Genomic DNA, 21,614 nt, shown 5'->3' with positions numbered 1-21,614 from the left:
CGGCGGTGCGCTCACGGCACCTGCACGGTGACTTGCGGCCATCCGGTGGCACCGTCGGGCGCCGGCGGCGCCTGCCGCGCGGTCTGCACCTGCCCGGAGCGGCTGGTCGCCCGGCAGCGGATGACATGGTGACCGGAGGTCGCCGTCCAGGGGAGGCGCCACTGCACCCAGGTGTCGTCGGAGATCGCCGAGGCGAGCTCGGCTGTCTGCCACGCCCCATCGTCGATCGAGACCTCGACGCGCGACACCCCGACGTGCTGCTGCCAGGCCACGCCGGCGATCACGGTCGGACCGGCGGCGACGGTGTCGACGGCGCCGGGCACGTCGATGCGCGACTCGAGCTTGATGGGCCCGCGCGGCGCCCATCCCTGCGTGGTCCAGTATCCGGTGGCGCGGTCGAACCGGGTGACCTCAAGGTCAACCACCCACTTGGTCGCCGACACGTAACCGTACAGCCCCGGCACGACCATGCGCACCGGAAACCCGTGTTCGAGCGGCAGCGGCTCGTCGTTCATGCCGACGGCGAGAACAGCATCGCGCTGGTCGGTGAGCACCTCGAGCGGCGTGCCCGCCGTGAAGCCGTCGGCAGAGCGCGACAGCACCATGTCGGCATCGGCATGCGGGCCCGCCTGCGCCAGCAGATGTCGAATCGGGTACCCCAGCCACTTCGCGTTGCCGATGAGCTCGCCGCCGACCTCGTTCGACACACAGGCGAGGGTCGTGTAGCTCTCTTGAAGCGGCAGCGCGAGCAACTGCGCCCAGGTCAGTGTCACCTCGTGATCGACCATGCCATGTATGCGCAGCGACCACTGCGCAGGGTCGACCTGCGGCACCAGCAGGGCCGTGTCGATCCGGTAGAAGCGCTCGTTGGGGGTGACCAGCGGCGCCAGACCGGGAACGCGCAGCTCGGCGCCGGGGGGAATCGGCGCTGCCGCTCGTGCGGGCACGGGCAGGTGCAGCGCACGGCGCGCGGCCGTGACGGTGCGTGCCCCGGTCTGCAGGAGCGAGCCGCCGACCGCCGCCGCCACGCCGATCACGGTGGCCGCCCCCGCCCAGGCGAAGAAGCGCCGCCTGTCCATGCCGGCGGCGCCATCCTGCGCTGCCGGCTCACCGGGTGCCGCCCCCGCGCGCCGCACGAGGGGGCCGATCGTGAATGCTGCCGCGGCGCCGGCGACTGCCGAGGGTGCCCACGCGAGACCCGTGGCATCCGCTCGCGACGATGCTGCGGCGATGCCCACGATGCCCAGCGCCGCGCACAGGAGTACCCCGATGCGCGCAAAGCGCGCTTCCAGCAGCCCGAGTGCGCCCGCGACGGCAAGCAGCACAAGGGCGATCGCGATCAACAGGGCGAGCTTGTCCGACGTGCCGAACAGGCCGATGGCCCACTCTTTCGCCCAGGGCGGGGCGAGATCGATGAGCACGTCGCCGATGGCAGCGAGGGGGCTGGATGCCGGCGCGAAGGCCGCGGCGGCGAGTTCGCCGATCCCCGCGCCCAGCACGACGGCCGCGATTCCTGCCAGGAACGCACGCCACGCCGTCGAGCCGCCCACGAAGTGAGCATACGTCTGCGAGCGGGTGACGGGATGCCCGCGGTCGGTCGCGGCATCCCGAACCGCTCAGCGCCCGGCGCCCACCTTGCGTCGCAGGCGCCGCCGGGCCACCACAGGCACCGGCTGCGTGATGACCGCGTCGACGACCATCGACCCATCGGTGGGGCCGATCACGGCGATCGCGCTGGTCTCGGTGGCCAGTTCGGGGGCCACCGGCAGCTTCGCGAGGCGACGATGCTCGCGTACATACGCGGGGATCAGCAGCGCCGCCGCGCCCAGCCAGGCCAGCGGGTTGCTCATGACCACCCCGACATACCCCATCAGTGCGCCGAGCACAATAGCGGCGGCCACGCGCATGACCAGCTCGATGACCCCGGTCGCGGTGGGAATGAAGGTGTGTCCGATGCCCTGCAGGGCACCCCGCAGCACGAACAGCACGCCCAGTGCGCAGTAGCTCACCCCGTTCACGATGAGCATGAGATGTGCGAGATGGACCACCTCGTCAGAGCCCGAGCCGATGAAGATGCGCACCATCTGGGTGCCGAACCCGATCAGCAGAGCGCCGAGGGCGAGCGAGATGACGATGGCCATTCCGGTGGCCTGCACCACACCACGGCGGATGCGGTCGGGGCGGCGTCCGCCCAGGTTCTGGGCGGCGTACATCGAGACGGCAAGCCCCAGAGACTGCAAGAAGGCGACCGCGATGCTGTCGACGCGCGACGCCGTCGTGTAGGCGGCGACGGCATCGGCGCCCAGCCGATTCAACGCGACCTGCACCGTCAGGGTGCCGATCGCAATGATCGAGGCCTGAAAGCCCATCGGCAGGCCCAGGCGCAGGTGCAGTGCGAGGTCGCCCCGCGAGACCCGCCAGTCACCCCGGTGCACGTGCAGCACCGGCACGCGGCGGCGCACGTACTCCAGGCACAGCAGCACCGAGACCGCCTGCGAGACGACCGTGGCCAGGGCTGCCCCTGCCACGCCGAACTCGAGTACGCCGACGAACAGCAGCACGAGCACGACGTTCAGTCCGCACGCCACCGTGAGGAACACCAGCGGGGTGCGCGAGTCGCCGATTGCACGGATGATGGCGGCGAAGAAATTGAAGAACATCGTCGCGCCCGCACCCAGGAAGCTCACCTGGGTGAACACCGTCGCCTGATCCAGCAGCACCGACGGCGTCTGCAGCAGCTGCAGCACCGGGCGCGCTATCAACGGGGCGACGACCGTGATGACGACCGTCGTGATTCCGGTGAGGATCGCGCCGGAGGCCACCGACCGGCGCACGCGCGCATAGTCGCGGGCGCCGAACGCCTGCGCGGTGGGAATGGCGAACCCACTGGTCATGCCCCACGCGAAGCCGAGCAGCAGGAACAGCAGGCTACCGGTCGCCCCGACCGCGGCCAGCGCATCCACCCCGAGGTGGCGACCGACCACTATCGTGTCGGCGAACTGGTAGAGCTGCTGCACGACGTTGCCGATCAGCAATGGCACGGCGAACAGCAGAATGACGCGCCACGGGCGACCCGTGGTGAGAGTGGTGGCCATAAGAGCTCTCGGCGAGAAGTGTGGGGAGGGAAGACGGAAGGCGACCGGTGCACGGTCGCCTGAAGAGGAAGTCTATCGAATCGTTTCGGAGAAGTCTGGCAGGACGCCCTCGCGCCGCGCGTGTCACGCGTCGTGCGCCGCGCGTCACGCGCCGACCTAACCTGGTGGTGACGGCCGAACGGACGTCACCGATGGAGGAGACAATGCCGACCGCAGTCGACGACGCCGAGCCCCACGGCGTGCCGCGGGATGCGGCAGGCGGCCCGATCCGCTCCGATGCCGCCGCGCACGAGCGGCTGCGCCGCGGCATCCATCCCGATCGGATCAGCGCGTCGTGGCCGGTCATCGGCGAGCCGATCGAACAAGACGGGCGGATGCTGCACCCGGTCACTTTCGTCGCCGAGGCCGTTGCCGGACACGAGGTGATGGTCCACCTCAACGGCGTGACCGATGCTCACCGAGAGAACATCGTGCCGGCGCTGATGGAACCGGTCGCCGGCGGCCGGCACGCGCTCACCTATCTGCTGCCGGCGGATCTGCGGGTCAGCTACCGGTTCGCCGCCGACGCGTCACTGCCGCGCGACGCGGGGCGCACGCGGGAAGGATGGCGGCGCATCCACGAGCTCGGGCGCACCGACCCGCGCAACCCCGACACGATCCCCAATCCGCTGGGGACGATGTCGTCGGTGCTCACGATGCCGCGCGCGCCGCGGCACCCTGCCTGGGATGCCGCGGCAGTCGACGAGCCGCCGCTGAGCACCGTGCACCTGTCCGAGCACGCGGCCACCGTGGTGCATGGCGACCCGTCACGGGTGCTGATGCTGTTCGACGGCGAATGGTGGGAGCAGCTCGGCATCGCCGCGGCGCTGGTGCGCGTGGGCGGGCCGACGACCGTGCTGGTGCCCTCGGGTTCGCTCGCTCGGCGTGCGCAGCTGCTTCCCGACCCGGAGCGGCTGCTGCCGCACCTGCTCGATGAGGTCGTGCCTGCTGTCGCCGCCGTCATCGGCGGATGGGATGCCGCGCGCACCGTTGTGGCCGGTCAGAGCCTCGGTGGGCTCGCCGCTGCGCTCACGGTGTGCCTGCGCCCCGACATTGCCGGCACTGCCATCGTGCAGTCGGGGTCGTTCCCTCACCGCGCCGGGCAGTCGCTGCGGCCACCAGCGGGGCAGGTCGGCGACCTGGTGCGTTCGCTGGCCGGATCGCGGATCCAGGGGCGGTTTCTGGTGCAGGCCGGCACCGAGGAACCCGCGTTGCTGCCGGCGGCCGAGGCCTTCACCGCGGCGGCCCGGCGCGCCGGGGGCGATGCCGCGCTGCGCGTGTACACCGGTGGGCACGACTTCGCGTGGTGGCGGATCGGGCTGTTCGACGCGCTCGACGCGCTCTGACGGGCTCTGACGGGCGCACGCAGCCGGGAGCCGGTGTCAGCTGCGCGGCGCGAACCGACGCGGCGCGTGCGTGCGGGCGACGAGGTCGCGCAGCGCTTCGAGCGACCCACTGACGAACCCGGCCGCCCGGGCCTGGACGAGCAGATTGCCGAGGGCTGTGGCCTCGACAGGCCCCGCGAGCACCGGCAGCCCCGCGCGGTCGGCCGTGCGCTGGCAGAGCAGCTCGTTCAGCGCCCCGCCGCCGACGATGTGGATGGTGCGCACCTCGACGCCCGAGATTCGGGATGCCGCAGCCACAGCGTCGGTGAATGCCAGTGCGAGCGACTCGACGATCGACCGGGCGTACTCGGCTCGCGTTTGGGGCGCGGCGATATCGTGCTCGGCGCACCACGCGTCGATGCGCGCGGGCATGTCGCCGGGCGGCAGAAAGCGCGGATCCTCGATGTCGAACACCGGCGCGGTGTCGATGGCGGCCGCAGCAGCCAGCAGCGCCGGCAGATCGACGGCGTGACCGTCGCGCTCCCAGCCGCGCACCGTCTCGCTGAGCACCCACAGGCCCATGACATTGTGCAGCAGTCGGATGCGGCCGTCGACGCCGCCCTCGTTCGTGAAGTTCGCCGCGAGCGCATCGGGCGTCAGCACGGGAGAGGGTACTTCGACGCCCACCAGCCCCCACGTGCCGCACGAGATGTACGCGGCGTGCTCGGCCTGCATGGGCACCGCCACAACGGCCGATGCTGTGTCGTGCGTGCCCACCGCGGTCACGGGCAGGCCCGAACCCGCGCCGAGAGCGGCGGCCACGTCGGGGCGCAGCATCCCGATCCGGTCCCCGGGTGAGACCAGCTCGGGCAGGATGCCGCGCGGAAACCCCAGCCCGCCGATGAGTTCGTCGTCCCATTCGCCGCCCCGCAGCAGGCCGGTGGTCGACGCGTTTGTGCGTTCGGCGACCGCGCGACCGGTGAGCCAATACGCGACCAGGTCGGGGATCAGCAGCGCCGTGTCGGCGACCCGGAGCACCGCCGGGTCTTCGGCGGCGAACTGGTAGAGCGTGTTGAACGGCAGGAACTGCAGCCCGTTGCGAGCGAACAGTTCGGGATGCGGCATCCGCTCGTGTACCTTCGCGACGCCGCGTTCGCACCGCTCGTCGCGGTAGTGGAACGGGTTGCCGAGCATGCGTCCCTCGCGCAGCAGCGCGTAGTCGACCGCCCACGCGTCCACGCCGATGGAGGCGATCTCGGGGTGCGTGCGCAACGCCTTGCGCAGCCCATCGACGGCGCCGCCGTACAGCGCAAGCACATCCCAGTGCAGGCCGTCGCCGGCGTGCACCGGGGTGTTCACGAATCGCGCGACCTGGGATGCCTCGAGCACATCGGCGCCGACGCGGCCGACGATGACCCGTCCGCTCGTGGCGCCCAGGTCGATAGCGGCGAGATCGCCCACGCTCATCGCAGGAACGCGGCGGCCACGCCCGAGTCGACGGGGATGTGCAGCCCGGTCGTTCGCGAGAGCTCGGGGCCGGTCAGCACATACACGGCGTCAGCGACGTTGGAAGGCACCACCTCGCGCTTGAGGATCGTGCGGTTCGCGTAGAACTGGCCGAGGTCCTCTTCTTTCACGCCATAGGTCGCCGCGCGCTGCGCGCCCCAACCGCCGGCGAAGATGCCCGAGCCGCGCACGACCCCGTCGGGGTTGATGCCGTTGACCCGCACGCCGTACTCGCCGAGCTCGACCGCCAGCAGCCGCACCTGGTGCGCCTGGTCGGCCTTGGTCGCCGAATAGGCGATGTTGTTCGGGCCGGCGAACACGCTGTTCTTCGACGAGATGTAGATCACGTCGCCGCCCATGCCCTGCTCGATGAGCGGCTTCGCGGCCGCGCGCGAGACAAGGAACGAACCCTTCGCCATGACGTCGTGCTGCAGATCCCAGTCCTTCTCGGTGGTCTCCAGCAGCGGCTTCGACAGCGAGAGCCCGGCATTGTTCACGACCAGGTCGATGCCGCCGAACGCAAGCAGGGTGGCGTCGATCGCGGCCTGCACGCCGTCGGCGTCGGCCACGTTCGCGGCCACGCCGATGGCGACGTCGGTGGAACCCAGCTCGGCCGCAGCCGCCTGGGCCGTGGCTAGGTCGAGGTCGGCGACCACGACGCAGGCGCCCTCGCGGGCCAGGCGCGTCGCGATGGCCTTGCCGATGCCCGATGCCGCACCCGTGACGAACGCTATGCGCCCCTGGTGCGACTTCGGCTTCGGCATCCGCTGCAGCTTGGCCTCTTCCAGAGCCCAGTACTCGATGCGGAACTTCTCTGACTCAGCGATCGGCTGGTAGCTCGACAGCGCCTCGGCGCCGCGCATGACGTTTATCGCGTTCACGTAGAACTCGCCCGCCACGCGCGCGGTCTGTTTGTTCGCGCCGTAGCTGAACATGCCCACACCGGGCACCAGGACGATCAGCGGGTCGGCGCCGCGCATGGCCGGGGAGGCGGCATCCGCGTGCCGTTCGTAATAGGCGGCGTAGTCGGCGCGGTAGGCCTCGTGCAGTTCCTTGAGCCGGTTGATGGATGCCTCGACAGTGGCATCGGCGGGAAGATCCAGCAGCAGCGGCTTGACCTTGGTGCGCAGGAAGTGGTCGGGGCAGCTGGTGCCCAGCTCGGCCAACGCGGGTGCCTTCTCGGAGGCGAGGAAGTCGAGCACCGCATCGCTGTCGGTGTAGTGGCCGACCATCGGCTTGTCGGTCGACGCGAGTCCGCGGATGGTCGCCGCCAGAGCGGCGGCCTTGGCGTGCCGTTCGGGTTCGCCCAGCGCCCCGTACCCGGGGCGGACGCCGCCGAACGGGTCGGTCTTGCCGTGCTCGTCGATGTAGGCCTGCGCAGTGGAGATGATCCACAGCGAGTTCGCCTCGGCCTCGTCGGAGCTCTCGCCCCAGGCGGTGATCCCGTGTCCGCCGAGGATGCAACCGATCGCCTGCGGGTTCTGCTTCTTTATCTCGGCGATGTCCAGGCCGAGCTGGAAGCCGGGCCGGCGCCACGGCACCCACATGACCTTGTCGCCGAAGATGGTGGCGGTGAGCTCTTCGCCGTCGGCGGCCGTCGCGATGGCGATGCCGGAGTCGGGATGCAGGTGGTCGACGTGCGCGGCATCCACCAGTCCATGCATGGCGGTGTCGATCGAGGGGGCAGCTCCCCCCTTGCCGTGCAGGCAGTAGTCGAAGGCGGCGACCATCTCGTCTTCGCGGTCGACGCCCGGGTAGATGTCGGCGAGGGCGCGCATGCGGTCCAGGCGCAGCACCGCGAGGCCCTCGGGCTTCAGGGTGCCCAGGTCGCCGCCCGAGCCCTTGACCCAGAGAAGCTCGACGGGGTGACCCGTCACCGGATCGATCTCGGTGCCCTTGGCAGAGGTGTTTCCGCCGGCATAGTTCGTGTTCGCGGGGTCGGCGCCCAGGCGGTTGCTGCGCGCGATCAGGTCGGTGACGGTGGGGTTGGTCATTGGTTCCTCCACAGGAAGGGGGTACGGGTCAGTTGTCCACGGATCGAGGCGGGCGCGGGCCGCGCCGGGCGGCAGGTGGGTAGCGTCGTCCGAATGAGGTCATCATGACGCCGACGGTGATGCGCACCGGAAGGTATCGGTTGCTCTTCCATAGTCGTGAGAACGGTGAACCGCCGCACATTCACGTGCTCGCGGATCGGTGCGAAGCGAAGTACTGGCTGGCGCAGGTCGCGCTGGCGCGGAATGATGGATTCGCCCCGCACGAGTTGCGTCGGATCCGTGGGATCATTGTCGCGAACCGCGAGTATCTGTGGGAGGTGTGGCATGAGTTCTTTGATCGAGACGATCGAGGCGGTCGATGTGCGTGTCTCTGACGATGCGCTCATTGTCACGTTGAAGGATGGGCGGGCTGTCTCGGCACCGCTGAAATGGTTCCCGCGATTGCAGGCCGCGACGCCGGTGCAGCGCAGTAAGTGGGAGATCCTCGGGCCCGGCACCACGCTCCACTGGGAAGAGATCGACGAAGACATCTCCGTGCGCTGGTTGCTCACGGGAACTGATTGATCCGTCACGCGCCCCACCCGGCTTGTACGCCGCCGACGCGGTCGGCCTCGATCTGCTCCTGGTAGCCGGATGCCGCGTACTCGGCCATCGGGTCTGCCGGCAGTCCGCGTGAGACGCGCCATTCGGCCAGTGCGGGGCGCACGTCGACCTGGAACGCGTCCATGAAGATCGCGTTGGCGGCGAGCACGTCGTTGGCCGTCTGCGCCTGCGCGAGAGCCTCGCGGTCGAGAAGCAGCGCACGGGCGGTCATCTCCTGCACGTTGAGCACCGAGCGGATCTGCCCGGGGATCTTCTTCTCGATGTTGTGGCACTGGTCGAGCATGAAGGCCACGTCGGGGTTGTTCAGCCCGCCGCCGCGCACGACCTCGACGAGGATGCGGAACAGCTGGAACGGGTCGGCGGCGCCCACGATGAGGTCGTCGTCGGCGTAGAAGCGCGAGTTGAAGTCGAACGAGCCGAGCTTGCCCAGGCGCAGCAGCTGCATGACGATGAACTCGATGTTGGTGCCGGGGGCGTGGTGCCCGGTGTCCAGGCACACCTTCGCCTTCTCGCCGAGCGCGGCCACCTGCACGTAGGAGGTGCCCCAGTCGGGAACGTCGGTGTGGTAGAACGACGGCTCGAAGAACTTGTACTCCAGCACGAGGCGCTGGTTCTCGCCCAGGCGCGCGTAGATCGTGGAGAGCGAGTCGTGCAGGCGGTCCTGCCGGGCGCGCATGTCATTCTGCCCGGGGTAGTTCGAGCCCTCGGCGAGCCAGATCTTCAGATCGCGCGACCCCGTCTGGTCCATGATGTCGATGCACGCGAGGTGGTGGTCGATGGCCTTGCGGCGAATGCGGTCGTCTTCGTGCGTGAGGGCGCCGAACTTGTAGTCGTCGTCCTGGAACGTGTTCGAGTTGACGGTGCCCAGGGCCACGCCCAGGTCTTCGGCGTGCCGGCGCAGCGCCGCGTAGTCGTCGACGACGTCCCACGGAATGTGCAGGGCGACAGTCGGCGCCAGCCCGGTGTGTTTGTGCACCTGCGCGGCATCCGCGATCTTCTCGAACGGATCACGCGGCGTGCCGGGCGTGGCGAACACCTTGAACCGGGTGCCCGAATTGCCGAATGCCCAGCTGGGCAGCTCAATGGCCTGCTTCTCGAGCGCGTCGAGGATCTCGGGGGACAGGGTGGTCATGATGCGTCGCTTTCGTCGTCGGTGGATGCTTCGCCGTGTGTGTGCTGAATGGGCACGGGTGCCGCGGCCAGCTGGTCGGCGAGATGGAAGATCTCAGTGAGGGGCGTGGCGTTCTGATCGGGGCGTCCCTCGAGCCCCTCGAAGAAGCGGGCCATCTCGGCCTCCCACTTCGCCGCGACCGGGGATGCCGCCAGGTAGGCCTGCGCCGCGGCGTCATCGTCGGTCTCGTAGTAGCCGATGAGCCGACCGCCCTCGCCGAGGAAGATCGAGTAGTTGCGGCGGCCGGCCGCCGCTATCTCGGCGAGCATCTCGGGCCAGACCGGGCTGTGCCGGGCGACGTACTCGTCGAGCAGCTCGGGCTTGACACGCAGCTCGAAGCAGACGCGGGTCATGAGGGGGTGCCTTTCGGATGGGGCCCGGCCGGCACGAGGCCGGCCGGGCCGTGGCTCGACTAGAAGTCGAACTGGTCGATGTTGTCCTTGTCGAACACGTACGGGTCGCCCAGCAGAACGGTTCCGTCGGCGCCCACCTTGTACTCGCCGAGCTTTCCGGCGGTGAAGGTGTCGCCTTCCTTACCGGTGATCTCACCGGTGATCAGCGCTTTGGCGGCGAAGGCGGAGAGATAGCCGAGGTCTTCGGGGTTCCACAGTGCGAACTTGGCGACGGTGCCGTCCTTCACGTACTCGCGCATCTGGTTCGGCGTGCCCAGACCGGTCAGCGCGACCTTGCCCTTGAACGACGAGGTCGACAGGTAGCGGGCGGCAGCGGCGATGCCGACGGTGGTCGGCGAGACGATGCCCTTCAGCTTCGGGTGCGACTGCAGCAGGGCCGCCGTCTTGTCGAACGATGTCTGGTCGTCGTCGTTTCCGTAGACGACGTCGACGAGCGAGATGTTCGGGTGGTCCGAGGCCAGCAGGCTCTTCATCTTGTCGATCCAGGCGTTCTGGTTGGTCGCGTTCGCGGCCGCCGACAGAATGGCGATCTCGCCTTCGTCACCGATCTGGTCGGCGATGAGGTCGACCTGCACCTTGGCGATGCCGTCGGCGCTGGCCTGGTTCACGAACAGGTCACGGCACGAGGCATCGGTGTCGGAGTCGAAGGTGACCACCTTGACGCCGTTCTGACGTGCCTGGTTCAGCGCATCGCAGATGGCCTTGGGGTCGTTGGCCGAGACGACCAGCGCACCCACCCCCTGCTGGGTGGCGGTGTTGATGTAGCTGACCTGGGCGTCGGGCGATGCCTGAGCGGGACCCACCTGGTTGAAGGTGCCCTTGAACTCCTCGACCGCGGCCTTGCCGCCCTTTGCCGAGGTGTCGAAGTACGGGTTGCCGAGGTTCTTGGGCAGGAACGTGATGGCGAGGTTGTCGGAGTCGCCGCCGGTGTCACCGGTGGAGCTGGTCGCCGGGCCGGTGTCGGCGCAGCCGGTGAGCGCCAGGGCGGCGGTCACCGCGATCGCGGCCAGGGCCGCGACACGCTTGTGTGCAAACGTCATTGTTCTGTTCCTTTCATCGGGATGCCGCAACTTATGTCGGCGGCGGTGGGACGGCCGGTCATCCTGCTGTGGTGGCCGTCGCGTTCGGGCGCCGTCGCTTCTTCTGCAGCCATGCGAGCACGCTCGCGGCGACGACGGAGATCACCAGCAGCACGCCGGTGATGATGTTGATGACATCTGAGGTGACATTGGCCAGGCGCAGCGCGCTGGAGAGGGCACCGATCAGAAGCACGGCGGCCACCACCCCGTACAGCTTGCCGCGACCGCCGAACACCGATACCCCGCCGAGCACCACCGCCGCGATCACCTGCAGTTCCAGGCCGGTCGCGTTGTCTCCACGGGCGCTGCCGAAGCGCAGCGTGTAGAAGATACCGGCGAAGGCCGAGACCACCCCGGTGAGCACGAACAGGATCAGCTTGGTGCGCTCGACGTTCACGCCCGAGAAGCGAGCGGCGTCTTTCGAGAGGCCGACGGCGTAGATGCCGCGCCCGAACGGCGTGAAGTGGAGCACTATCGCGAAGACGGCCAGCAGGATGAGGAACGGGATCATCACATAGGGGATAGTGGTTCCCGAGATGCGCGCCTGGGCCAGGGCGGTCCACTGCTGCGGAAAGTCGGTGACCGCCGTGGTGCCCAATGTCCCCACCGCGATGCCGCGGAACAGTGCCAGGGTGCCGATGGTGACCGCCAGCGAGGGCAGGCCGACGACGGTGACGAGCAGTCCGTTCACTGCGCCACCGAGAACACCGACCAGCAGAGCCACAAGTGCCGCGACGCCGAACGGCCAGTGCGCCTGCACCAGGGCACCGGTCACCACGCTGGAGAGTCCGACCATGCTGCCCACCGACAGGTCGATCTCACCGGTGATCATGACCAGCGTCATCGGCAGGGCGATGAGCAGGATCGGAGTGACATCCAACAGCAGGTAGGTCAGGGTGATCGGCTGACTGAATCCGCGCACCGTGGTCGCAGCGACGACGGCGACGATGATCAGCAGGCCGACGATGGCCGACTCGCGCGTGGCCAGCAGCCGACGCCAGAGGGGATGGGTGTAGTCGCGCACCGAGCGCGGGGACGCCGTCGTGGTGGTCATGATTCGTCCCTCGCTTCGATGAGGCGGCGTCTCTGCCGCACGGCCAGCACGCGGTCGAGCACGATGGCGCCGATGATGAGGGCACCCACCACGGCCCCTTGCCAGAAATCGGGGATGCCGAGCACCGGAAGGGCGCGGTTTATCGTCATCAGCAGCACGGCGCCCAGTGCGGCGCCCCAGACGGTGCCGACGCCGCCCATGATGGCCACGCCGCCGATGACGGCCGCCCCGACCGCCTGCAACTCCCAGCCCGAACCCGCCTGCGAGTCGACAGTGCCGTAGCGGGCGGCGTAGAACACACCGGCCAGCCCGGCCAGAGCGCCCGAGAGCACGAAGGCGAGCAGCACGCGGCGGGTCACGCGCAGCCCGTACAGGTGTGCGGCGGCGGGGTCCGATCCGATCGCATAGTGCTCGCGTCCGCTGCGCGCGTTGCGCATGTACCAGCCGGCGGCGACGAGCACGACCACGGCGACGATGGTCAAGATCGGGATCGACAGCAGCTGCCCGGTTCCGAGGGCCAGGAAGGAGCGCGGCAGGTCGGACGCGTTCACCCGGTTGCTGCCGGCCCAGACGACATCGATACCGCGGAAGGCGTAGAGCGTGCCCAGCGTGATCACCATCGACGGCACGTTCGCGAAGGCCACCAGGGCGCCGTTGATGAGACCGAGAAGGCCGCCCAGCACTATCGCGGCGAGCACGACGAGCACAATGGGGATGCCGGGGATGTCGCTGAACAAGCGGCCGGTGAGGTACGCGGTCAGACCGACCACCGAGCCCACCGACAGGTCGACGTTGCGGGTGATGATCACGACCGCCTGTCCCACGGCCACCAGCAGCAGGATCGACGGCGTCAGCAGCAGGTCGCGCCAGCCGTCGTGGCTGAACAGGAACGCCGGGTTCTTGATCGTGGCCGCCACAACGACCAGCACCACGGCCAGCAGGATGCCGAGTTCTCGGGCACGCCCGAGCGCACCGAGCGTCTTGGTCAGTGAGGAGGTGCGGATCGCGATGGTGGTCACTTCTGCTGCTCCGTTGCATGAGTGGCCGCGAACATGACGTTTTCGGATGTCGCCTGTTCGCGGGGGATGTCGGCGGTGATGCGCCCCTCGCGCATGACCAGCACGCGGTCGGCCATTCCGAGCACCTCCGGCAGCTCGGACGAGATCATCAGCACCGCCATGCCCTGCCCCGCCAATTCGGACAGGAGTCGATGGACCTCTGATTTCGTGCCGACGTCGATGCCGCGGGTCGGTTCGTCGATGATGAGCACGCGTGGTCCGGTGGCCAACCACTTCGCCAGCACGACCTTCTGCTGGTTGCCGCCCGAGAGTGTCGCCGCCACGGTGTCCAGTGCATGCGTTTTCACTTCGAGCCGGCTCGCCCACTCGGTCGCGGCGCGGTTCTCAATTCCGGTGGTGATCAGCCCGAAGCGCGACAGCCGACGGCGGATGGCCAGCGTGATGTTGTGCGCGACGCTGGATTCGGTCACCAGTCCTTGCTTGCGCCGGTCTTCGGGCACGAGCGCGATACCTGCGCGCATGGCCTCGGAGGGGTTGCCGGGAGCGACCCTTTTTCCCGCGACCTTCACAGTCCCCTCGTCGTAGGGGTCGACACCGAAGACGGCACGCACCACCTCGCTGCGACCGGCGCCGACCAGCCCTGCGAGCCCGACGATCTCGCCAGCGCGCACCGTGAAGCCGATGTCATGGAAGACGCCTGGGCGGGTGAGTCCTTCGACCTCGAGCAGGGGCTCGCCGATCTCGGTCTGCTGCTTGGGGAACAGCTCGGTGATCTGCCGGCCGACCATCTGGCGCACGATCTGGTCGGGATCGGTGTCGGTGATGGCGCTGGTGGCGATGTATGCGCCGTCTCGCATGACGGTGACGGTGTCGCAGAGAGCGAAGACCTCATCGAACCGGTGTGAGATGAAGATGAGCGCGCGCCCCTCATCACGCAGGCTGCGTGCGATGGCGAAAAGTCGCTCGACCTCGGTGCCGGACAGCGCGGCGGTCGGTTCATCCATGATCAGCAGCGAGGCATCCAGCGAGACCGCCTTGGCGATCTCGATGACCTGCTGGTCGGCGATCGACAAACCCTCGGCCGGGCGGTCGGGGTCGATGACCACACCGAGCCGGGTGAACAGCTGCTCGACCTCGTGACGCATCGCTTTGCGATCGATTCTGCCAAGGCGGCCGGTGGGCTGGCGGCCCATGAAGATGTTCTCGGTGACGGACAGATCGGGAAAGAGCGTGGGCTCCTGGTAGATGACGGCGATGCCCGCTGCCTTCGACTGCGCCGTGGAGGTGAAATCGACCTCTTCGCCCTTCAGCCGGAAGGTTCCGCCGTCGCGCTGGTAGAGCCCGGCGACGATCTTGACGAGGGTGGACTTGCCGGCGCCGTTCTCGCCCACGAGGGCATGGATCGAGCCGGCATCCACGCGAATGGTGGCCGCGCGCAGCGCGATGACGGCACCGAACGCCTTCTGCACGTCTTGCAGTTCCAGCACCGGCGTGCTGCTCATGGGCGCCCCTCTCCGTTGAAGGAAATGAATCGTTTCAGAAGATCGGGTCTCAGAATATGTCGGCGGTCGATTTGCTGTCAAGCGAGTATGCGGCGTTGTGATGCAATCGAAATTGATTCGTTTCAGTGGCGTCCAGTAGAGTATTCGCCAAAGGGGGCGCGATGACGGCGAGCGTGCGCGATGTGGCCGAGGCCGCCGGTGTCTCGGTGGGTACGGTCTCCAACGTGCTCAACGCGCCCGACAAGGTGTCCGAGGCGACCGCGCAGCGGGTTCATGCCGCCATCGAACGCCTCGGCTTCGTTCGCAACGACGCTGCCCGCCAACTACGCGCGGGACGCAGTCGCGCGATAGGCATGGTGGTGCTCGACCTGCGCAACCCGTTCTTCACGGATGTCGCCCGAGGCGCAGAAGACCGGGCGGCCGAGCGCGGGCTGTCGGTGTTCCTGGCCAACAGCGACGAGCGGGCCGAACGAGAGCAATCCGCGCTCGAGCTGTTCGAGCAACAGCGTGTGTCGGGAGTGCTCGTGACGCCGATCGCCGAAGATCTTCCGGTGTTGCGCCGCATGCGCGATCGCGGCACGCCTGTCGTGCTGGTGGACCGCGAGTCGCAGCAGAGCCATTTTCCGTCGGTCGCCGTCGACGATGTCGAAGGCGGCAGGATGGCGGCCGAGCACCTGCTGGCCATCGGTCGGCGCAAGCTCGGTCTCGTGGGTGGGCCGACGACGCTTCGCCAGGTGACCGACCGGCTCGACGGGGCGCAGCAGGCGGTCGCCGCCGTCGCAGACGCCACCCTCGAGTTCATCGGGACGGCCGCACTTACGGTGGATGAGGGGCGCGCTGCAGGTCGACGCATCGCTCAGCGGGCTCCCGCACAGCGTCCCGATGCCATCTTCGCCGCCAACGACCTCGTGGCGTTGGGACTTCTTCAGGGATTCGTGATGGCCGGGGCTGTGCGCGTTCCCGACGACATCGCTCTCATCGGCTATGACGACATCGATTTCGCGGCAGCCGCCGTGGTGCCCCTCAGCTCGGTGCGTCAGCCGGCGCGACTGATCGGCTCCACGGCCGTCGACCTGCTCTCTGCGGCATCCGACGGCGGGGCGGCACGCGAGCAGGTGCTCTTCCGCCCCGAGCTCGTGGTTCGGGCATCCACCGTCTCTGTGTGACGGAGAGGAGACATCGCAGATGAGCGATGTCTCATGCGGACACCGTTGACGCTGGGTCGCCGCAGTCAATAGGCTCGCTCACGCTGCTGGGAAAACGCTATCCCTATGATTGGAACGATTCAATGCTGAAGAGATCCCCTGTTCGCCTGCGCAGGACGCTCGCCGTCCTCACGACCGGTGCGTTGCTGGCCGGCGGCTTCGCGTTGACCGCGACCACCGCCGCACGTGCGACCACCAAGGGCGGGTCGTCGCATGCGCAGACCCCGACGATGGAGAAGCTCGACCGAGGCCTGGTGGCCGCCCAGACCGGCAACGGGGTGTTCCTCAGCTGGCGGCTGCAGGCATCGGAGGCCACCGGAGCCACAGCATCCGGGCTCACCGGCACCGACTTCGCGGTGTATCGCAACGGTCGGCGCATCGCCACGGTCACCGACAGCACGAACTACCTCGACGCGGCCGGTGACAGCGGCGACCGCTACCGTGTGGCGCCGGTGACCCGGGGCAAAGTCGGCAAGGCCAGCGAGACCGTGAAGCCGCTCGCTGAGAACCACATCGACATCCCGCTGCGCAAGCCCGCCGACGGCGTGACGCCGGCTGGTGAGAGCTACACCTATTCGGCCAACGACACCTCGGTGGGCGATGTCGACGGCGACGGCGAGTACGAGTACATCGTCAAATGGGACCCCTCGAACTCCAAAGACGTCTCGCAGGTCGGCTACACCGGCCCGGTCTACATCGACACCTATGAGCTCGACGGCACGCTGCGCAGTCGCATCGACCTCGGGGTGAACATCCGGGCAGGTGCGCACTACACCCAGTTTCTCGTCTACGACTTCGACGGCGACGGCCGCGCCGAGATCATGATGAAGACCGCGCCCGGCACCAAGACGACGCAGTACGCGGCCAACGGCAAGGTGAAGTCGTCGTCGTACATCACGATGCTGCGCGATGACGTGAAGGCCGGGTACTCCAACACCGATGACTATCGCCTGAGCGCCGATGACTATGCGGCGCACCTGGCCGATGTGTTCCAGGGATGGAGCACGCGCGACGAGGTGACCTCGGGCCAGTGGCCGGCCACGATCGAAGAGGCGCTCGGGATTCCCGTGACGCACGAGTACCCGCTCTCGCGCGCAGACGCGGAAGACCTCGTCGACTACTTCATCGACGTGTATGCGCCCGCACGCAGCGCGAACAACAAGCTGCGCAACTTCGAGGGCTTCATCATCGACGGCCCCGAGTACCTCACGGTGTTCGACGGCGCCAGCGGCAAGGAACTCAAGACCGTGCGCTACCAGCCGGGACGCACCGACGACGGACTGCTGTGGGGCGACTACGCGATGTCGCGCATCGAGCCGGGCAACCGGGTCGACCGCTTTCTCTCGGGTGTCGCCTACCTCGACGGTGAGCACCCCTCGGCCGTCTTCGCCCGCGGCTACTACACGCGTGCCACGATCGGCACCTACGACTGGGACGGCAAGAACCTGACCCAGCGCTGGTTCGTCGACAGCGGCTGGGTGCCGATGACGAACCCATTCAACGACTCGCCACATGGGCGTGATGGCACCGACCCGGTGTATGGATCGATCACGACGCAGGGCTTCCACAGCCTGAGTGCAGCCGATGTCGACGGCGACGGCAAGCAGGAGATCGTCTATGGTTCGGCGACGCTCGACGACGACGGCAGCCTGCTGTATTCGTCGTTCGACACGCTTCCCGCCGGCAGTGCCGACCCGGGCGCCGACGCGCGCCTCGGGCACGGCGATGCCATGCACGTGGCCGACATCGACCCTGACCGCCCGGGGCTGGAGATCTTCACCGTGCACGAGGGTGCCAGCGGCGCGCCGTACGGCACCGCGATGCGCGACGCGAAGACCGGCGAGGTGCTGTTCGGTGCGTACTCGGGCAAAGACACCGGTCGCGGCATGATCGGCGACGTGCGTCCCGACGTTCCCGGGATCGAGGTGTGGTCCAGCATGCCGGCGGGAACGGATGCCTCGGGCCTGCTTTCGGCGAAGGGCGAGGTGTTGTCGGCGACGAATCCGGGCACGAACCAGTCCATCCGCTGGGCCGGTGACATGACCACGCAGATAGTGAACGGCGCCGGAGATGTGACCCCGACGATCGACGACTGGACGCGTGGCACGATGCTCACCGCGACCGGAACGCTGACCAACAACGGCACGAAGGGCAACCCGAGTCTGGTCGCCGATGTGCTCGGCGACTGGCGTGAGGAGATGCTCGTGCGCACCGCCGACTCCAGCGCGCTCCGGCTGTATGTGAGCACCGAGCTGACGACGCACAAGCTCTACACGCTCATGGCCGACCCGCAGTACCGGGCCGAGGTCGCACGTCAGCAGACGACGTACAACCAGCCGAGCTATACGAGCTTCTACCTGGCCTCGGACATGGACTTCCGCAACGTGCCGCTGTACGCGTCGCGCAGTGACCAGTGTCAGAAGAGCGGCTCGGGCCACGGAAACGCTTCGGGCTCGCACTGCCGATTCCGTTGACCGCACGGGGCGGGGCAGGGTCACACCTGCTCCGCCCCTGCGCGTGACGGCGTTGCGCCGTGCTGTTCGAGTCAGCCGTAGCGTTCCAGATAGCGCCGCCGGGCGGCGGGGTGCAAGGGCATCGCCCCGGTGTCGATGAGGCTCGACGGCGTCAGATACTGCAGGCCCGCTGAGCGCTCGGGAACGAGTCGCACCGCGTCGTCGATCAGGATGTCCACGAGCGCGGTGGCGATGGCATCGGGAAGATCTGCGCGGGAGAGGAGAAAATTGGGAACGCCGATCGTCGGCATCGGCTCTGCCAGCCCGTACATCCCGGCCGGAACGACGGTCGGCTGGTACGCGGGGGAGGTGGCCCCCAGCCGCGCCATCGCCCCGCTCAGATCCACGAGAGTCACCGGCATGACGCCGTCGAGCCGGTCGAGTTCGGGCACGGGGATTCCTCCCGACCACATCAGGGCATCGATGCGACCGGTCTGAAGTGCGGTGACCGCATCGGCGAGGTTGAGCTCCACCACTGTGGCGGCGTGTTCGCCCGAGGTCAGGCCGAGCGCATCAAGAACCCGGCGCGAAGTCTCGGCGGTTCCCGATTCCGGGGCGCCGATCGACACGGTACGCCCGGCGAGATCGGCGGCCGCTGTGACGGGACCCCCGATCGGCACTATGCACTGGAGGTAGTTCTGATAGACCCGACCGATCGAGACGAGTCCGTGCGGGTCGATCGCCGCTGAGTCGGCAAGGGCGATCGCCAGATCGACATCGCCGGCACGAAGCAGGGCGATGTTCTCGATGCTGCCGTCCGTGGGCACCGCCGTCATCGATCGGGCCACGCCTTCGGCCACGACGGCACTGCCCAGGAGGTGGCCGAAACGGATGTAGGTGCCGCCGGGTTCTCCGCATGCCATGCGCATGTTGGTCGGTGTCTCACCCGGGCCGCACCCGGTCAGAACGACTGCCGTGGCCCCGACGAGAGAGAGCAACAGGGCGCGACGTGACAGGAGCACACCCGTCATACGATCGCCTCGAATCGCATGACGATACGCAGCCCGCCCTCGGCAGCCCGGTCGATGCGCAGTGTTCCGCCGTTCGCACGCACGAGTTGTCCGACGATCGCCAGGCCGAGTCCGGTCCCGGGCTGCCCGCGGTGCCGCGCTGAGCGCCAGAACCGCGTGCCTGCCTGCGCGAGTTCGGCGTCGTCGAGCCCCGGCCCGTCATCACTGACACTCACCGAGACGACATCGCCGTCGGGATGCGACTCCTGGGCAAGGCAGAGTCGCACGATGGCGCCCTCGCCGGCATATTTGCCGGCGTTCTCGAGGAGGGTCGCCACGATCTCTTCCAGATCCGATCGCCGGCAGGCCAGGCGCACCTCCGTTGTGCCTTCGGTGATGAGCGTCTGACCCGCGGCGTCCACGAGCGGCCGGAACGGTTCGGCCAGCGCAGCCGCTGACGGTACGGTGTGCTCGCGGAACGAGGCGTCGATGGTCGTCGTGTCACCGCTCGCGCGCGCCGTCGCCCGATGTTCGACATCGGCGAGCACCAGCATCCGTCCGACCGTCGACTCGAGGCGATCAAGATCGGCGTCCACCGTCTCGAGGCTGCGGGCACCGTGGCCAACGCCTGCCAGCGCGTCAATGCGCAGGCGAATGGCCGCGAGCGGGTTTCGCAACTGGTGGGAAGCATCGGCGACGAAGTTGCGCTGCTGCACGAGGGTCTCTTCGATGCCGCGTGCCATGCGTGAGAAGGATGCCGCGAGTCGGCGCAGCTCGGGTGGACCGGTCGCGGCGACCAGTCGTACGTCGTGATGCTCGCCGAACGCGTTCGTCGCTTCATCCAGCGCCCGCACCGGGCGCAGTACCCAGTTCGTCCACCACAGCGAGGCGCCGACGAGCAGACCGATGACCAGCAGCGCAACCAGGGCGACCAGCAGCCAGGCTGCGGCGACATCGTGACGTGCCGCAGTCGTGTTGACCTGCAGCACCACGACACCCATGCTGAGTTCCCCGCTGCCGAGAATCGGCTTGGACACCAGGGGTGCACCCACACTCCACGGTGTGAGCGTCGGCAGTTGCCACTGCGGCAGGTTGCGTGAGGACGCGAGGGCATGAGAGCGCACAGCGGGATCGTCTGCCGAGAGCACGCCGACCTTCGCTATCTGGTCGCCTTCGCCGTCGAGGACGATGACCGACTCGTGAGAAACGCTGCCGAAGCGCGCGAGGTAGCGCGCGAGTGATGTGGTGTCGCCGGAGGTGAGCGCATTCTCTCCGAGCCGCACGATGTGGTCCATCGAGGATGCCCGCGCGAGTTCGAGTTGCTGGGTGCGTGAGACAGCTATCGACTCGCCCACCGGAATGACGATGGCGAGCACCGCCAGCAGGCTGAACAGCACGAGCGGCAGCAGCACCTGGACGCGCATCGCTACCGTGCTTCCAACCGGTACCCGTAGCCGCGAATAGTGGTGATGACGTCGGCCTCGGGCAACTTCTGACGCAGCTGGGCGAGATGCACGTCGAATGCCCGCGACGTGGCGGCATAGGCGTCTGCCCACACTTCGTCGAGTATCTGCTCACGGCTCACTGCTGCACCGACTCTGCGGGCCAGAACACCCAGCAGCGCGAACTCGGTCGGAGTCAGCGCGAGTTCCTCGCCTGCCGCGCTCACGCGCCGCGCCACGAGATCGACTTCCAGCGTGCCGGTGCGCACGAGCGCGGGTGATTCCGTGTGGTGTCGCCGGCGTGCTACCACATCCAAGCGCGCCAGCAGCTCCCGTAGGCGCACGGGCTTGACGAGATAGTCGTCGGCGCCCAGGCGCAGCGCCAGCACTGTCGAGCGCTCATCGCCCCGTGCCGTGACCACGAGCACCGGCAGATCGGTCACGAGCCGGAGACGCCTGATGACGTCGAATCCGTCGGTGTCTTCGAGGCCGAGGTCGAGCATGAGCGCGTCGAAGTCGTGATGGCGCAGCAGCACATCGCCGCCGCGCGCCACCGGCTCGGCCCGGTGGCCGCTCTGCGTGAGCGCTGCCGCCAGCGCCGTCGCGACCGAGGCGTCGTCCTCAGCGATGAGCACCCGCATCCTCGCAGTCTATTGATCAGGATCGGCCCGAATGTAAAGGGGATGTAAGGATTGCACCCGACC

The 21,614-nt window shown here is 68.3% G+C and carries 18 protein-coding genes; 5 read left to right on the top strand and 13 right to left on the bottom strand.

Annotated elements, in window-relative coordinates:
- Positions 1-11 precede the first annotated feature (11 nt).
- Together ET475_RS03320 and ET475_RS03315 are read right to left on the bottom strand one after the other, a co-directional pair.
- Positions 12-1,550: a molybdopterin-dependent oxidoreductase gene (locus ET475_RS03320; RefSeq protein ID WP_129385999.1), complete on the bottom strand. Its 1,539-nt coding sequence runs from the start codon at positions 1,548-1,550 to the stop codon at positions 12-14.
- Positions 1,551-1,616: 66 nt separating this feature from the next.
- A complete protein-coding gene (locus ET475_RS03315) occupies positions 1,617-3,095 on the bottom strand; it encodes an MATE family efflux transporter (protein WP_129385997.1) in 1,479 nt (492 codons plus the stop codon).
- Between the two features lie 203 nt (positions 3,096-3,298).
- Between ET475_RS03315 and ET475_RS03310 the strand changes: the two genes are divergently transcribed.
- Complete coding sequence (locus ET475_RS03310) at positions 3,299-4,480, top strand: enterochelin esterase domain-containing protein (protein WP_165310712.1); 1,182 nt, start codon at positions 3,299-3,301, stop codon at positions 4,478-4,480.
- A 36-nt stretch (positions 4,481-4,516) separates the two neighbouring features.
- Here ET475_RS03310 and ET475_RS03305 read toward each other — a convergent pair whose 3' ends face one another.
- Complete coding sequence (locus ET475_RS03305) at positions 4,517-5,926, bottom strand: rhamnulokinase (RefSeq protein ID WP_129385993.1); 1,410 nt, start codon at positions 5,924-5,926, stop codon at positions 4,517-4,519.
- Complete coding sequence (locus tag ET475_RS03300; protein ID WP_129385991.1) at positions 5,923-7,959, bottom strand: bifunctional aldolase/short-chain dehydrogenase; 2,037 nt, start codon at positions 7,957-7,959, stop codon at positions 5,923-5,925. The genes ET475_RS03305 and ET475_RS03300 overlap by 4 nt, the downstream gene beginning before the upstream one ends.
- A gap of 104 nt (positions 7,960-8,063) precedes the next feature.
- On the opposite strand from ET475_RS03300, the gene ET475_RS18375 reads away from it, so the two are divergent.
- Positions 8,064-8,333 carry a DUF4160 domain-containing protein gene (locus ET475_RS18375; protein WP_129385989.1) on the top strand — a complete coding sequence of 90 codons (270 nt, stop codon included), beginning with the start codon at positions 8,064-8,066 and terminating at the stop codon, positions 8,331-8,333.
- Complete coding sequence (locus tag ET475_RS03290) at positions 8,284-8,523, top strand: DUF2442 domain-containing protein (RefSeq protein ID WP_129385987.1); 240 nt, start codon at positions 8,284-8,286, stop codon at positions 8,521-8,523. Before ET475_RS18375 ends, ET475_RS03290 begins: the two co-directional genes overlap by 50 nt.
- Before the next feature lie 4 nt (positions 8,524-8,527).
- Here the strand turns inward: ET475_RS03290 and rhaI are convergent, their stop codons facing one another.
- From rhaI to ET475_RS03260, 6 genes are read right to left on the bottom strand one after another with little or no spacing between them, the layout of a single operon-like run.
- Complete coding sequence (gene rhaI / locus ET475_RS03285; protein WP_129385985.1) at positions 8,528-9,694, bottom strand: L-rhamnose isomerase; 1,167 nt, start codon at positions 9,692-9,694, stop codon at positions 8,528-8,530.
- A complete protein-coding gene (locus ET475_RS03280) occupies positions 9,691-10,086 on the bottom strand; it encodes an L-rhamnose mutarotase (RefSeq protein WP_129385983.1) in 396 nt (131 codons plus the stop codon). The genes rhaI and ET475_RS03280 overlap by 4 nt, the downstream gene beginning before the upstream one ends.
- Positions 10,087-10,145: 59 nt before the next feature.
- Complete coding sequence (gene rhaS / locus ET475_RS03275) at positions 10,146-11,186, bottom strand: rhamnose ABC transporter substrate-binding protein (RefSeq protein ID WP_129385981.1); 1,041 nt, start codon at positions 11,184-11,186, stop codon at positions 10,146-10,148.
- Between the two features lie 58 nt (positions 11,187-11,244).
- Positions 11,245-12,279 carry an ABC transporter permease gene (locus tag ET475_RS03270; protein WP_129385978.1) on the bottom strand — a complete coding sequence of 345 codons (1,035 nt, stop codon included), beginning with the start codon at positions 12,277-12,279 and terminating at the stop codon, positions 11,245-11,247.
- The gene (locus ET475_RS03265) at positions 12,276-13,298 is read right to left on the bottom strand and encodes an ABC transporter permease (protein WP_129385976.1); all 1,023 of its coding nucleotides are present in this window, start codon (positions 13,296-13,298) and stop codon (positions 12,276-12,278) included. The genes ET475_RS03270 and ET475_RS03265 overlap by 4 nt, the downstream gene beginning before the upstream one ends.
- On the bottom strand, positions 13,295-14,800 hold the full coding sequence (locus ET475_RS03260) for a sugar ABC transporter ATP-binding protein (RefSeq protein WP_129385974.1): 1,506 nt from the start codon (positions 14,798-14,800) through the stop codon (positions 13,295-13,297). Before ET475_RS03260 ends, ET475_RS03265 begins: the two co-directional genes overlap by 4 nt.
- A gap of 161 nt (positions 14,801-14,961) precedes the next feature.
- Between ET475_RS03260 and ET475_RS03255 the strand changes: the two genes are divergently transcribed.
- Together ET475_RS03255 and ET475_RS03250 are read left to right on the top strand one after the other, a co-directional pair.
- Positions 14,962-15,966, top strand: coding sequence for a LacI family DNA-binding transcriptional regulator (locus tag ET475_RS03255; RefSeq protein ID WP_129393607.1), 1,005 nt, complete (start codon positions 14,962-14,964; stop codon positions 15,964-15,966).
- A 122-nt stretch (positions 15,967-16,088) separates the two neighbouring features.
- Positions 16,089-18,479, top strand: a complete 2,391-nt coding sequence (locus tag ET475_RS03250; RefSeq protein ID WP_165310710.1) for a rhamnogalacturonan lyase — start codon at positions 16,089-16,091, stop codon at positions 18,477-18,479.
- A 71-nt stretch (positions 18,480-18,550) separates the two neighbouring features.
- Here ET475_RS03250 and ET475_RS03245 read toward each other — a convergent pair whose 3' ends face one another.
- From ET475_RS03245 to ET475_RS03235, 3 genes are read right to left on the bottom strand one after another with little or no spacing between them, the layout of a single operon-like run.
- On the bottom strand, positions 18,551-19,489 hold the full coding sequence (locus tag ET475_RS03245; protein ID WP_129385972.1) for a TAXI family TRAP transporter solute-binding subunit: 939 nt from the start codon (positions 19,487-19,489) through the stop codon (positions 18,551-18,553).
- Positions 19,486-20,892: a sensor histidine kinase gene (locus ET475_RS03240; protein ID WP_129385970.1), complete on the bottom strand. Its 1,407-nt coding sequence runs from the start codon at positions 20,890-20,892 to the stop codon at positions 19,486-19,488. Before ET475_RS03240 ends, ET475_RS03245 begins: the two co-directional genes overlap by 4 nt.
- Positions 20,893-20,894: 2 nt before the next feature.
- On the bottom strand, positions 20,895-21,551 hold the full coding sequence (locus ET475_RS03235) for a response regulator transcription factor (protein WP_129385968.1): 657 nt from the start codon (positions 21,549-21,551) through the stop codon (positions 20,895-20,897).
- Between the last annotated feature and the right edge of the window lie 63 nt (positions 21,552-21,614).

Origin of the sequence: Microbacterium protaetiae (assembly GCF_004135285.1) — a bacterium.
Lineage (GTDB): Bacteria > Actinomycetota > Actinomycetes > Actinomycetales > Microbacteriaceae > Microbacterium > Microbacterium protaetiae.
Note: the sequence above shows the minus strand (reverse complement) of the source record. Positions and strands in the feature narration are given on the sequence as shown.

Coding starts and splice junctions, on each gene's coding strand:
- ET475_RS03315 (WP_129385997.1), bottom strand. CDS start 3,095: ATGGCCACCACTCTCACCACGGGTCGCCCGTGGCGCGTCATTCTGCTG.
- ET475_RS03310 (WP_165310712.1), top strand. CDS start 3,299: ATGCCGACCGCAGTCGACGACGCCGAGCCCCACGGCGTGCCGCGGGAT.
- ET475_RS03305 (WP_129385993.1), bottom strand. CDS start 5,926: ATGAGCGTGGGCGATCTCGCCGCTATCGACCTGGGCGCCACGAGCGGA.
- ET475_RS03300 (WP_129385991.1), bottom strand. CDS start 7,959: ATGACCAACCCCACCGTCACCGACCTGATCGCGCGCAGCAACCGCCTG.
- ET475_RS18375 (WP_129385989.1), top strand. CDS start 8,064: ATGACGCCGACGGTGATGCGCACCGGAAGGTATCGGTTGCTCTTCCAT.
- ET475_RS03290 (WP_129385987.1), top strand. CDS start 8,284: ATGAGTTCTTTGATCGAGACGATCGAGGCGGTCGATGTGCGTGTCTCT.
- rhaI (WP_129385985.1), bottom strand. CDS start 9,694: ATGACCACCCTGTCCCCCGAGATCCTCGACGCGCTCGAGAAGCAGGCC.
- ET475_RS03280 (WP_129385983.1), bottom strand. CDS start 10,086: ATGACCCGCGTCTGCTTCGAGCTGCGTGTCAAGCCCGAGCTGCTCGAC.
- rhaS (WP_129385981.1), bottom strand. CDS start 11,186: ATGACGTTTGCACACAAGCGTGTCGCGGCCCTGGCCGCGATCGCGGTG.
- ET475_RS03270 (WP_129385978.1), bottom strand. CDS start 12,279: ATGACCACCACGACGGCGTCCCCGCGCTCGGTGCGCGACTACACCCAT.
- ET475_RS03260 (WP_129385974.1), bottom strand. CDS start 14,800: ATGAGCAGCACGCCGGTGCTGGAACTGCAAGACGTGCAGAAGGCGTTC.
- ET475_RS03255 (WP_129393607.1), top strand. CDS start 14,962: ATGACGGCGAGCGTGCGCGATGTGGCCGAGGCCGCCGGTGTCTCGGTG.
- ET475_RS03250 (WP_165310710.1), top strand. CDS start 16,089: ATGCTGAAGAGATCCCCTGTTCGCCTGCGCAGGACGCTCGCCGTCCTC.
- ET475_RS03245 (WP_129385972.1), bottom strand. CDS start 19,489: ATGACGGGTGTGCTCCTGTCACGTCGCGCCCTGTTGCTCTCTCTCGTC.
- ET475_RS03240 (WP_129385970.1), bottom strand. CDS start 20,892: ATGCGCGTCCAGGTGCTGCTGCCGCTCGTGCTGTTCAGCCTGCTGGCG.
- ET475_RS03235 (WP_129385968.1), bottom strand. CDS start 21,551: ATGCGGGTGCTCATCGCTGAGGACGACGCCTCGGTCGCGACGGCGCTG.